Below are 12,700 nucleotides of genomic sequence, written 5' to 3'. Positions count from 1 at the left end.
GCAGGAGCGGGTTGCCCGGTAACCGACATGTGAGCGGCTCGCTGAGCCAGCGGTGCCCGAACCGGTGTCGGGAACCGGTATCGGTCGCCGCGCGGGAGGGCGAATGATGGGGGACCTGGCGGCGTCGTTCGGCGGTGAGCTGAGCAGACGGAGGTTTCTTGGCGTCAGCGCCGCAGCGGGCCTGGTGTTGGCGGGATGTGCCAGCCGAACCGACGGCACCGTGCCGGATCCGGTGGCGATTGCCGAATCGCGTCGCCCGCACAGTGGCCGTACCGTCAACGCGACACTGAGCGCCCAGCGCACCCGGGCTGACATCGGCGGGGTGATGGCCGAGACGCTGTCCTACAACGACACCGTGCCCGGGCCGCTGCTGAGGGCCAGTGTGGGCGATGAGGTGGCGGTCACCGTGCGTAACCGATTAAACGAGCCGACGTCGGTGCACTGGCACGGCATTGCGCTGCGCAACGATATGGATGGTGCCGCTCCGGCGACCCCCGACATCGACGCCGGGCAGGATTTCACCTACCGGTTCTCGGTGCCCCACCCGGGCACCTATTGGGCGCATCCGCACACCGGCCTGCAAGCGGACACCGGCCTATATCTACCGGTGATCGTCGACGACCCCGCGGAGCCCGGAGACTACGATGCCGAATGGGTTGTGATGCTTGACGACTGGACCGACGGCATCGGATCGAGCCCTCGGCAAATTTATGAAGGGCTGCTCACCATGTCCGGGTCTGCCCACCACATGCCCGGGACCGGTGATATGGACGACATGGCCGCATCCGCGGTTCCCGGGATGGGCGGCACCCGCGGCAGTGAACTGCTCGGTGGCGACGCCGGTGATGTCACCTATCCGTATTACCTGGCGAATGGCCGCATTCCGGGAGCGGCGAGCACATTTCGCGTTAAGCCCGGTCAGCGGGTTCGTATTCGCTTGATCAACGCCGGCTCCGATACCGCGTTTCGGGTGGCGTTGACTGGCCACCGGATGACGGTCACCCATACCGATGGGTTCCCGGTGGCCCCGGCCGAGTTCGATGCGGTGCTGATCGGGATGGGGGAGCGCTATGACGTGGTCGTCACCGCCGGTGATGGGGTCTTCCCCCTTGTCGCGGCCGCGGAAGGCAAGAACTCGGTGGCTCGTGCCCTGCTGGTGACCGGGTCTGGCGCACCTGCTGCACCGGATTTCCGGCCGGCCGAGTTGTCGGGTCGCGTCGGTACGGTCGCGCAGTTGAGCGCGGCGTCCGCCGTGGCGCTGCCGAACCGCACGGCTGACGTGGCGCTGCCCGCCGACTTGGGTGGGTCAATGAGCCCCTACGCCTGGACGATCAACGGCCGCCCCTTCGCCACCACCGATCCACTGGCTGTGCAGCAAGGCCAGCGTGTCGCACTGACGTTCAGCAACATGTCGATGATGTGGCATCCGATGCACTTACATGGCCACACTTTCGAAGTCGTGACCCACGACGGGCGACCCGGGGCCCGCAAGGACACCGTCAATGTGCTTCCCATGCAAAAGCTGACGGTGATCTTTGATGCCGACAATCCAGGGGTGTGGATGCTGCATTGCCATAACACGTATCACCAGGAGGCAGGCATGATGACTAGCCTGAACTACAGCAGTTGATCCCTCGACGCCGAGCCCCAGCGGCCCACCGGACAGAGAGCTGCCCTGGACATCGTGGATCGCAACGCGGGACTGCCAACGCGCATGTGCCACGCGAGAGCGACACTGCCGGGCCCGGATCAGGCGTTGCGGTTCGCCAGATCGGCCAGCAGCTGGCCACGCTGTCCAAAGGGCCGCGGTGGAGTGTAATTGTTAGCTACACACGGGGTCCGGGAGAGACAGTCGGACGTTTCAACCGTCGCCGATACATCGGGGGTCGACTACGAACCAGTCGATCCGCTCACGTTCAATTCGGTGATTCGCGTTACATGCCGCGGGCTGTAGCGGTGAGTCAAAACTCATCACAAACCGATACACACCGTCGCCGATCCCAAGTTGACCTTGATGCGCGCCAATCGGTCACACTGTGTACGTACACAAATAGTACTTCAAGCAGGCACGATGCTCACGCGTGTGTCGCTGGCAGTCGTGGTTCAGGTCAGAATTTGATGGGACACAGAATGATTGCAGTCGCGACAACATGACATCCAGCACTGGTGCCGGTGGGCTTAGCCGTCGGTATCGCGGCCCGGTAACAACACGGCCGCAACTTCGCGCCACAGCTGTGGCGTGGTTGTGCGCTGTTACAGTGGAGAAATTGTGAACTACCACGGCTTGCGCACCACCTCATGGCTGCGCCGACTGGCCGGTGTCGTGCTGGTGTCGTGGGTGCTGGTAGTTGTCGCCACCGAGTGTGGTGTTCCGTGTTTGGATGCACCGGCCCCGACCAGCCCGCACGCTCATGCCTCCTCCCTTGTCCATCAGTTTGCTGATGTTGTTGATCACCCGCACGCCGATGACGGGTCTATGGCGCACGCTCAGCTGAACCTCACCGCTGGGGCGTTGCCCCGCGTCACCACATTGGCTATGGCGCTCGGGCTGGCCTTCGTCGTGGCTTTGGCGCTGGGCGGGTGGGGGACTGCTGTGGGTGTATCGATGCGCGGTCCGCCTCGCCGGGGCCCGTCAGTTCTCTCAGGTCGAGCTATTTTGACTCGTTTTTGCGTCATACGCAGCTGACTGGGCGCGACTGGCCCGGTCCGCCGCACGGGGCCGGGTCACCGACCGCCCAATCACCCACAGCCGTAGCGCTTCTCAAGCGCGGCTTCGACGCAGAAACGACCCAAACCCATGAACCATGACCTATCCGTACACACACCTGACCCGTCTGCCTCACGAAAGCCAGCACTGGGCCGCTGTCACCGGCCTGCCACCCTGGTCGGCCACACCCCGGTGTTGTGGATCGATGCCCCTTTCAGTTCTGGCGCGCGCGGATTTTGGGCCAAACTCGAGGGTTTCAACCCCGGCGGGATGAAAGATCGTCCGGCGATGCACATGGTGCAACAGGCCCTGGCCCGCGGTGATCTACGCCCTGGTGGCCGCATCGTGGAATCCACCAGCGGAACCCTGGGCTTGGGCCTGGCGCTGGCCGGCACGGCATATGGCCATCCGGTGACGCTGGTTGCCGACCCCGGTATGGAACCGATTGTCCAACGCATGCTCACCGCCTACGGTGGGAAAGTGGATCTGGTGGCCGAACCGCACCCACAGGGCGGCTGGCAGCAGGCCCGACGCGACCGGGTGGCCGAGATCTTGGCAGGGAATCCCAACGCCTGGTATCCCGATCAGTACAACAACCCCGACAATGTCGACGCATATCGGGGATTGGCGCTGGAATTGCAGGCACAGCTCGGGACCATTGACGTGTTGGTCTGCTCGGTAGGCACCGGCGGGCATTCGGCCGGTGTGGCACGCGTGCTGCGCGAATTCAATCCCGACTTGCAGTTGATCGGCGTCGACGCCATCGGTTCGACGATTTTCGGCCAGCCCGCAACCACGAGGTTGATGCGCGGACTGGGCTCCAGCATCTACCCCCGCAACGTGGACTACAACGCATTCACCGAGGTCCACTGGGTGGCACCGGCTGAGGCGGTGTGGGCATGTCGCGCCTTGGCGGCCACCCACTACGCCAGCGGCGGGTGGAGTGTGGGAGCGGTAGCGTTGGTGGCCGGTTGGGCAGCGCGAAACTACCCGAAGGGTACGACCATTGCCGCAGTGTTTCCCGATGGTCCGCAACGCTACTTCGACACCGTCTACAACGACGACTACTGCCGGACCCACGGACTCCTCGAAGGCCCACCGGGACTAGAGCCAGCGGTCGTCGGCGACCCGACCGAGCGCGTCGTGCAGTCATGGACGCGGTGTGCGCGCGTGCATGACCCAGCTGTGGTGGCACTGTGAAGGCCTTCGCCGCACAGTTCGGTAGCTTCGGCTGGCCGAGCCGACTTTTGATGATCAACCAGTTCGGCATCAATCTGGGTTTCTACATGTTGATGCCATATTTGGCGGGGTATCTGGCAGGTCCTTTGGGATTGGCCGCGTGGGCGGTCGGCCTGGTGTTGGGGGTGCGCAATTTCTCCCAACAGGGCATGTTCATCGTAGGCGGCACTCTGGCTGACCGCTTGGGCTACAAGCCACTGATCGTGGCCGGATGCCTACTGCGTACCGGCGGCTTCGGTTTGTTGGTCGTGGCCGAATCATTGCCAATGGTGCTCATCGCCTCAGCGGCAACAGGTTTCGCCGGGGCGCTATTCAACCCGGCAGTACGGGCCTACCTCGCAGCTGATTCCGGGGAGCGGCGCGTTGAGGCGTTCGCCGTATTCAACATCTTCTACCAGGCGGGCATCCTGGCAGGACCGCTGGTGGGGCTGGCGTTGATGATGCTCGACTTTCGGACCACCGCCGCAGCCGCGGCAGTGGTGTTCGCACTGCTGACCATTGCTCAACTGTTCGCCCTACCGCAACACAGCGCCGCCGATGAACCGAAGAAGACCTCGGTGCTCGACGACTGGCGCGCCGTGGCGGCCAACCGGTCGTTTCTGCTGTTCGCAATGGCGATGGTCGGTTGCTACGTGCTGTCTTTCCAGGTGTATCTCGCACTGCCCTTGCACGCCGCCATCTTGGCACCGGACGCCCAATCGGTCTTGGTGGCCGCAATCTTTGTAGTATCCGGAGTCATCGCAGTGGGTGGGCAATTGCGCATTACCCGCATCTTGCGCGCGCGGTGGAGTCCCGGGCGATCCCTGATGATCGGAATGCTGGTTTTAGCCGCCGCGTTCGCGCCCCTAGCCGTCATACCCACCCCTGAACGTTTCGGTCTGGCCGCAGCCGTCATTGCATTACTAGCCGCGGCCGCACTACTGGCGGTCGGATCCGCAGCAGTGTTTCCCTTCGAGATGGACACCGTAGTATCGCTTTCCCGAAACCGTTTGGTGGCGACCCATTACGGCTTCTACAACACCATCGTCGGTGTCGGCATACTGGTCGGCAACCTGGCCACCGGGGCGCTCATGCAGACCGCACGCGACGCCGGCGCGCCCGAGCTGATCTGGATCACGCTGGGTCTGATCGGCGGGCTCACGGCAATGGCGCTGTTCTACCTCGACCGCAGCGGCCGGTTGCAACCGGCGCCGGCCGAAATAGCCGCCGAACCCGATTAGCGATGTAAAGCGCGCGGCCCCCTTGTGCAGTGAAAACAGCAGCACCCACGCCGACCTACGCACACATCGTGCCCCGTGCTCCAACTATCCTGCGCTGAACCAGCAGCGCGCCATGGCTGCACAGACCGCTACGTCAGACCGCAGCGGATCGATTGGCCGCCGCTGGCACCAATTGGCCTGTCGAATGGTGGGTGCGTGGCAAGGGGACGGTAAGCTACGTCGTCAAACAGCGGAGGTTCTAGCGGTGCGAGTGCGTGGTTTCGGCCAGTTGGAAGCGGTCATCATGGATCGCGTGTGGAACTACGGTCCCGATGCGGCAGTGACCGTGCGCGATATCTTCGACGAACTGACCTCCGAACGGCGAATCGCCTACACCACGGTGATGTCGACGATGGACAATCTGCACACCAAAGGGTGGCTGACGCGCGAACGTGACGGGCGGGCCTACCGCTATTGGGCAACCCTGACACGCGAACAGCACACCGCGCGCCTGATGCACGAGGCGCTCAAGGGCGGCGGACGTTCCGACGTGGTGCTGAGCCACTTCATCGAACAGATCGGGTCTAGGGAATCTGAGCGGTTGCGCGCGGCGCTGCGTCGGGTGCCAAAGAAACCGCCGAGTAAACGGTGAGCCTCGCTGCGTGCCTGCTGTTGTACAGCATTGCAGTGTGCCTCATCGGCCCGCCGATGTTGCGCCAGCTGACTCGCGCAGGTCACGCTCCGCGTTGCGGTGTTGCCGCGTGGCTGGTCGCAGTTGCCAGTGTTCTGATCAGCTGGTTCGCGGCCGCATTGCTGACCGTGGCAGAGTTGCTCACCGGTGGTGGGCACCACACCGGTGTGCTGGCGTCGTGTTTTGCGTTCGTGTGCGACGTGGTCTTCGGACACGCCGGTCGTATCCCCCAGATACTGCTGCTTGCCGCTGCAGCAGGCGGTGTCATGGCAGTGTCGGTAGCCACCGTCCGATTGGTGAAAGGTTTTGTTGGCCTGCGGGTTCGCACACGCGAGCATGCCGAGGCGGTGCGGCTGGTCGGGCACCCCGCCAGCGATGACGGCGTCTTTGTTGTCGATTCCAGCGAGCGGGTCGCCTACTGCGTGTCAGGGCGGCCGCCGGTCATCGTGGTGACCACCGGAGCCTTGGCAGCTCTCGACGCCGACCAACTCGGCGCGGTACTGGCCCACGAACGCGCTCATCTGGCAGGCCGCCACCACCTGGTGCTGGGGGCGCTGCGCAGCATCGTTACCGTCTTCCCGAAGCTCGCATTGATGACGCAGGGTGCCACTGAGGTGTCGAGGATGCTGGAGATGTGCGCCGATGACGCGGCAGCGCGTCGTTTCGGTAACCGCACCCTGCTCTCGGGGTTGATGTCTCTGGCAGGGGTGGCGGCGCCGGCGGGGGCGTTGGGGGCAGCCGGCGTAGCAACATTGAGCCGCGCCGAACGTCTGGCTGTCCCCGCGACCCCACCGATGCGGATACGCGCTCGGGCGGCGTTGATCAGCGCATCGGCGATGATTGCCGGTGGCCCGTTGGTCACTTTCACGTTGATGGCCACAGGCACGCTGGTGTGCTGAAACCTCGAGGCGCCAAGACGCTGACGTGTGAACGTGGCCGGTAGCCTCGGCGACCGAAACTGACCGAAATGGACATCTTCGCGCCGAACGACCCGTACGTTAACGCCGACTGAGCACGACCCTCAGATTCTGAGGCGTGTTCCACACCATGGATATCGCGCTGCCCGCGAACATGATTCGGCTCCACACGGGCCGGTGCCGTCGTGAATTTCCGAGCGCGAGCGCGGGCTAGTGCACCATTGACCTGATTTTGTGCCGTGCTCCCACCAACCCAACGAGATCGGGCGACGTCCCGAAGACTTGTGTAACGGCCCGCTGTCGTACTATGTCGGTCAGTAGAAGTTGACGGTAACCATTTCAAGTCTTCGAAGCGTGCGGGGTTCACTGATGATGACCCGATCCACCCCGCCTACTTGCTGTCAGGAGTTGTGATGTCCGACCCGGAGCAGGGACACGCCGGCCACCAGCCGGGATCCGCCAAGCACGAGCACGCCAGCCAGACACAGAGCCCAACGCCGAGCGACGCAGATCCCCACGCCGGGCACGGAGAGCATCTGGCCTACATCGGACACGACGCCGATGCCGGGCATGCGGACCATGATCGACATGCCGGACACGGCGCGCACGGCGAGATGTTCCGCCGCCGGTTCTGGGTCAGCCTCGTTCTGTCGGTACCGGTGGTTGTCTTCAGCCATATGGTCGCCGAACTGCTCGGCTACACCCGGCCCGACTTTCCCGGCATGCCGTGGATCGCTCCGATTCTGGGCACGGTGATCTTCTTCTACGGTGGCATGCCGTTTCTCACCGGCGGCTGGGCCGAGCTGAAGTCCCGCCGTCCCGGGATGATGCTTCTGATCGGGATGGCGATCAGCGTCGCGTTCATCGCCTCGTGGGTTACCACCCTGGGGGTCGGGGGCTTCAACCTGGATTTCTGGTGGGAGCTGGCGCTGCTGATCGTCATCATGCTGCTGGGGCATTGGCTGGAGATGCGGGCCTTGGGTTCCGCATCGGGGGCACTGGACGCGCTGGCTGCGATGCTGCCCGACACCGCCGAGAAGGTCACCGACGACGGAGTCCGTGAGGTCGCTGTCTCGGAGCTGGATCTTGGCGATGTGGTGCTGGTACGCGCCGGTGCCCGGGTGCCGGCCGATGGCGCCGTCACCGACGGTCGCGCCGAGGTAGACGAATCAATGATCACCGGTGAGTCCAAGCCGGTGACCCGACAGGTCGGCGATACCGTGGTGGCTGGCACCGTCGCCACCGACAGCGCCCTGCGGGTTCGGATCACCGCGGTCGGCGACGACACCGCCCTGGCCGGCATTCAGCGCATGGTCGCCGATGCCCAGGCGTCGTCCTCGCGGGCCCAGGCGCTCGCCGACAAGGCCGCAGCCTTCCTGTTTTATTTTGCGACCGGCGCGGGCATCATCACTTTTTTGGTGTGGGCGCTGCTACTCGGGAATCTCGATGAGGCGGTGGTCCGCACCGTCACCGTGCTGGTCATCGCGTGCCCGCATGCCCTCGGATTGGCGATCCCACTGGTCATCGCGATCTCCACCGAACGCGCCGCCCGGGCGGGGGTCCTGGTCAAAGATCGGCTGGCGCTGGAACGGATGCGCACCGTCGACGTGGTGCTCTTCGATAAGACCGGCACCCTGACCGAGGGGCGGCATCGGGTCACCGGCGTCGTCGCCACGACCGGGATAAGTGAGGAGCAGTTGCTCGCGCTGGCAGCGGCGGTCGAGTCCGACAGTGAGCATCCGGTGGCCCGCGCCATTGTGGCCGCGGCGCAATCGCGCGTGCCGTTCAGTGAGCGGGTCGTCGCTTCGGATTTCCGGTCGCTGCCCGGTCGCGGCGTACGGGCCAGGGTCGACGGGCTGGACGTCTCGGTCGGTGGCCCGGCGATGCTGGCCGACCTGCGACTGCCGGTCCCCGAAGGTGTCAGCGCGGTGACCCGCGGGTGGGTGCAGCGCGGCGCCTCGGTGCTGCATATTGCCCGCGATGGTCATGTGCTGGGCGCGGTGGCGCTCGAGGATGCCGTTCGGGAGGAATCGCGTCAGGCGATCGACGCTCTGCATGCGCGAAACGTCAAGGTGGCGCTGATTACCGGCGATGCCCAACAGGTCGCCGACGCGGTCGCTGCCGATCTGGGCATCGATGAGGTGTTCGCCGAGGTGCTGCCCGAACATAAGGATGCGAAGGTCGCCGAACTGCAGAGCCGTGGGCACCGAGTGGCGATGGTCGGCGATGGGGTCAACGACGCGCCGGCGTTGGCCCGCGCTGACGTCGGCGTCGCCATCGGTGCCGGTACCGACGTCGCGATCGAGTCTGCTGGAGTGGTGCTGGCGGCCAACGACCCGCGAGCGGTGTTATCGATCATCGAACTTTCCCATGCCAGCTACCGCAAGATGTGGCAGAACCTGGCGTGGGCGACCGGATACAACATCATTGCCGTGCCGTTGGCCGCTGGTGTGCTGGCCCCGATCGGGGTGGTGCTCCCGCCGGCTGCAGCCGCAGTGCTGATGTCGATCTCAACGATCGTCGTCGCGCTCAATGCACAGCTGTTGCGCCGACTCGATCTCGACCCCGCCCGCTTGGCCCGCCCCCGACTGACCACTGGCCACAGCCGCGTCAGCAGAGACGCCTCAGTCAATTCCCATGTCTAGAAGACTCCTCCGTGGCCGGATTGGTGCCGTCGTCGCTGTCACAGCGATCATGCTGGCGGCCTGCGGAACGCCCCCGCGACCATCGGCGCCGACCCTGCAGGAGCCGGCATCCAGTGCGACCCCGCCGGCACCCAGGGTGGCATTGACGCCTGCGCTCGACCATGTGCACGGTCTGCATCTCGACGCGCAGGGAACGGTGTTGGCCGGCACCCACACCGGCTTGGTCGCGATCGACACCGCCGGTCGCACCGCACGCATCGGTGAATCCGACGATGACTTCATGGGGTTGACCGGAGTGCCGGGGACCGACCACCTGTTCGCCTCCGGACATCCTGGAGCGTCGAGCTCGATGCCCAACCCGTTGGGGTTGATCGAAAGCACCGATGGTGGGCGTAACTGGGCGGCGAAGTCGCTGACCGGCGAAGTCGACTTCCACGCCCTGGCCACCGACGGCGAGATTCTCGTCGGATTCGACGGCCGCTCCGGTCTGTTGATCTCCACCAACGCTGGCACTGAGTGGTCCAAAGGCGCCGCGTTGCCTGCCGCCGCACTCGCCGTCACCGACGCCGGCATGTGGGCGCTCACCCGCGACGGGCTGCAGCACAGCACCGACACCGGCCGCACCTTCACCACCGTTGCCGGCGCCCCCAGCCTGGTTTTGTTTTCCGCGGCTACAGATGGATCACTGTGGGGAGTCGATACCGGTGGCACTACTTGGCGCAGCCGAACCGGGCAGGCGTGGGAGCAGCGCGCCGTTGTGGGTCGAGTGGAAGCAGTGTTGGCCATCGACTACGACACCGCCTACGCCGCAACTGCCCAAGAGCTCTACACGTTGGACTGAAGACCGATCCCTTTTAGCACCCCCATAGGCCGTGAGTGAGCAATCGGTGCCAATGGGGCCGACCAACTACGGAGACGGATAGTATGTACGTGGGGCGGCTGGGGTGTCGGTCCGACCCCCTAGCCGGTATCGCTGCCTCAGTCGCCTCTTTTCTGCACAGCGCGGCGCTATGTATCGGTCGCATAGAAGGAAGGATGGTTCAGCTAAGGAAGTGGCTGCGTGCCACTTCGCTAGATGGCTCTGTCACGGTTTTCGGTCAGATTGCTGTCGTAGCAGCGAATCATGGTGTATATCCACCGAAATAGGCCACCGGGTTCTGAGAGTTGACATGGCCATCGGCGATACGAACCTGCGGGCTAGTGCGTGGTCGAAACTTTTCCTGAAAGGACAATGAAGGTGCAGAAATTCATGAAATTTGCAGTGGCCGCGGCATCGATGCTTTTTCTAGCAAGCTTCGGCATACCGACAGCTTCCGCAGTGAACCAATGCCCGCACATGTTCGGATCACAACAGCAGTTCACTGACGGTGCAGTGGGGCAGCATTGGACCGCCAACGATCTTCGGGAAAGCTCCGAGGTGCTCCCGGGCTACACCACGGCTGGGAAACTATGGGAGGCCGACGTGTCCGTGGCGGCCACCAGCGGCACCGTCACTCCGCTCATCCCCAATTTCCAGGCCGTATCAGATTCCGGTGTCCGGTATCCGGTGTTGTGGCAGGTTCCTAGCGCAAACGGGATCTCAGGTGCAACCCTCAGCCAAGGTCAGACATCCACGGGCAAACTGTACTTCGATGTCACGGCCGACGATCCCGTTGCGCTGATCTATACCACCGGCGCGGCGCACCCTGCGATGATGTGGTGCTGCGCAGGCTCGATGATGGACATGCCGATGGGCCCCGGAATGGATATGGGGCACATGCAAATGAATCCCGAGATGAGCATGGCCGATTGTCCGTGCGACGAAGTGGGGACGTCGTGCCCGTGCTGTGCACATCACGGGATGTAAGGAAAGTGTGCGAACACCGTCCGTACCACAGCGTGGCGGCGAAACATGTCGAACAGGTACGAGGTGGTTTGGATGCACGGCGGTGACCGATGGATGTGGCACGACAGTTGGGGTTGGGGCGGTTGGACTCTGATGGCCGTTGCGATGGCGCTGTTTTGGGTGGCGATCATTGCGGTTATCGTGTTCGCCGTGCGGTATCTGATCTCAGAACGCAGCAGACGCGTTTCGTCGCCCCGCGCCAGAAGCGGTAGCGGCGTAAGTGGCAGTCGCGCAGAAGATGTGCTCGCCGAACGCTATGCACAGGGCGAAATTGACGACGACGAATACCGTCGGCGCATTGCCCTGCTCAGGGAGCATAAGGCCGCGCAATGACCAGCTTCCTGCACTACGGAATCGAAACGCCCTCCCGTTCAGCCACATTGGTTATGCCTCGGCTGTGGACAACTGCGGCGATTCTACTGTTGGGATTGGCGGACAGAGGCTGTTCCAACGCTGCGGATCGGCCCGATGATCAGCCGGGCACATTACCGTCGTCAGCTTCGGGCGTGGCCGGTTCGCTATCGGTGGCGAACGAGGGCGGTGACAGCCTGACGGTCATCGATGCGGCGAGAGTGAGAGGTGATCACCACACTCGGGGGGATCGAAGCTCCGCACAACGTACAAGTCGGCCGGGACGGGCAGACCGTGTACGCCGTCAGCGGCAGCAATACGATGGTGGCCATTGATGCAGTGACATACGGCGTCAGGGCCATCGCGCCGACGGGCGGCGGGCCTGCCCATGTCATCGAGACGAATGACAAGATTTACGTGACCAATTCGGCGGACGGCACGGTGGCGGTGTACCGGGCAGGTGAGCTGCAGCCGATTGGGCAGATCACTGTTGGCGGGATGCCGCATGGTCTGCGGCCCTCGGCCGACGGCTCGATCGTCGTGATCGCCAACACCATGGAGGCCGCACTGGACGTGATCGACCCCGCAACTGACACGGTATTGGGTTCTGTTCCGGTGGGCGCGAATCCAGCCCAGGTGGCGGTCACCGCGGACGGGCGGTTCGCGTATGCCGGAATCACCGATCCGTCCGCGGTCGTCAAGGTGGATCTGGACGCCTACACGGTGGTCGCCGCCGCTCCGGTCCCCAGCGACCCCGTGCAGGTGTATCTGACACCCGATGAGGCCACCGTCATATCGGCTGATCAGGGCACCCGCGATGAACCAGGCAGCACGGCGTCGTCGATCGATACCGCGACAATGACGGTCCGCAGCACCGCGACCACTGGTTCAGGACCACACGGTGTGGTCGTGGATACCGCTGGAACGCGGGCATGGGCGACGGCTTCGGCAACACACCGGGACGTGACAGTTCCACCTCAGCCGGATGCTCGATCGAAATGGCAGCGCGGTGAGGAGGATTGCCGTTGTGCGGCACTGCTCGCCTGTCTGGCAGTGGCGATAGGCT

The 12,700-nt window shown here is 64.2% G+C and carries 10 protein-coding genes; all 10 read left to right on the top strand.

Going from position 1 to position 12,700, the window contains the following annotated elements; genetic code table 11:
* Positions 1–106: 106 nt before the first annotated feature.
* The 10 genes from RCP80_RS14675 to RCP80_RS14635 all read left to right on the top strand — a co-directional run bounded on the left by RCP80_RS14675 (position 107) and on the right by RCP80_RS14635 (position 11,616).
* Positions 107–1,630 carry a multicopper oxidase family protein gene (locus tag RCP80_RS14675; RefSeq protein ID WP_308482856.1) on the top strand — a complete coding sequence of 508 codons (1,524 nt, stop codon included), beginning with the start codon at positions 107–109 and terminating at the stop codon, positions 1,628–1,630.
* Positions 1,631–2,239: 609 nt separating this feature from the next.
* Positions 2,240–2,686, top strand: a complete 447-nt coding sequence (gene lpqS / locus RCP80_RS26055; RefSeq protein WP_465270700.1) for a putative copper homeostasis (lipo)protein LpqS — start codon at positions 2,240–2,242, stop codon at positions 2,684–2,686.
* A 111-nt stretch (positions 2,687–2,797) separates the two neighbouring features.
* Positions 2,798–3,907 (top strand): PLP-dependent cysteine synthase family protein, encoded by a 1,110-nt coding sequence (locus RCP80_RS14670; protein ID WP_308478370.1) that lies wholly within the window; start codon positions 2,798–2,800, stop codon positions 3,905–3,907.
* On the top strand, positions 3,904–5,166 hold the full coding sequence (locus tag RCP80_RS14665) for an MFS transporter (protein ID WP_373693351.1): 1,263 nt from the start codon (positions 3,904–3,906) through the stop codon (positions 5,164–5,166). The genes RCP80_RS14670 and RCP80_RS14665 overlap by 4 nt, the downstream gene beginning before the upstream one ends.
* A gap of 244 nt (positions 5,167–5,410) precedes the next feature.
* The gene (locus RCP80_RS14660) at positions 5,411–5,797 is read left to right on the top strand and encodes a BlaI/MecI/CopY family transcriptional regulator (RefSeq protein WP_308482854.1); all 387 of its coding nucleotides are present in this window, start codon (positions 5,411–5,413) and stop codon (positions 5,795–5,797) included.
* The gene (locus RCP80_RS14655; protein ID WP_308478369.1) at positions 5,794–6,735 is read left to right on the top strand and encodes a M56 family metallopeptidase; all 942 of its coding nucleotides are present in this window, start codon (positions 5,794–5,796) and stop codon (positions 6,733–6,735) included. The genes RCP80_RS14660 and RCP80_RS14655 overlap by 4 nt, the downstream gene beginning before the upstream one ends.
* Before the next feature lie 431 nt (positions 6,736–7,166).
* Complete coding sequence (locus tag RCP80_RS14650; protein ID WP_373693350.1) at positions 7,167–9,398, top strand: heavy metal translocating P-type ATPase; 2,232 nt, start codon at positions 7,167–7,169, stop codon at positions 9,396–9,398.
* The gene (locus tag RCP80_RS14645) at positions 9,391–10,239 is read left to right on the top strand and encodes a F510_1955 family glycosylhydrolase (RefSeq protein WP_308478368.1); all 849 of its coding nucleotides are present in this window, start codon (positions 9,391–9,393) and stop codon (positions 10,237–10,239) included. Before RCP80_RS14650 ends, RCP80_RS14645 begins: the two co-directional genes overlap by 8 nt.
* 390 nt (positions 10,240–10,629) lie before the next feature.
* Entirely contained in the window at positions 10,630–11,244 is a 615-nt protein-coding gene (locus RCP80_RS14640) for a DUF1942 domain-containing protein (RefSeq protein WP_373693349.1), read from the top strand.
* 132 nt (positions 11,245–11,376) lie between these two features.
* Positions 11,377–11,616 carry an SHOCT domain-containing protein gene (locus tag RCP80_RS14635; RefSeq protein WP_308478366.1) on the top strand — a complete coding sequence of 80 codons (240 nt, stop codon included), beginning with the start codon at positions 11,377–11,379 and terminating at the stop codon, positions 11,614–11,616.
* Positions 11,617–12,700: the final 1,084 nt, after the last annotated feature.

It is taken from the genome of Mycolicibacterium sp. MU0053 (assembly GCF_963378095.1).
GTDB lineage: Bacteria > Actinomycetota > Actinomycetes > Mycobacteriales > Mycobacteriaceae > Mycobacterium > Mycobacterium burgundiense.
The sequence above is the reverse complement of the archived record's forward strand: the minus strand, read 5'-3'. Positions and strand labels throughout refer to the sequence as shown.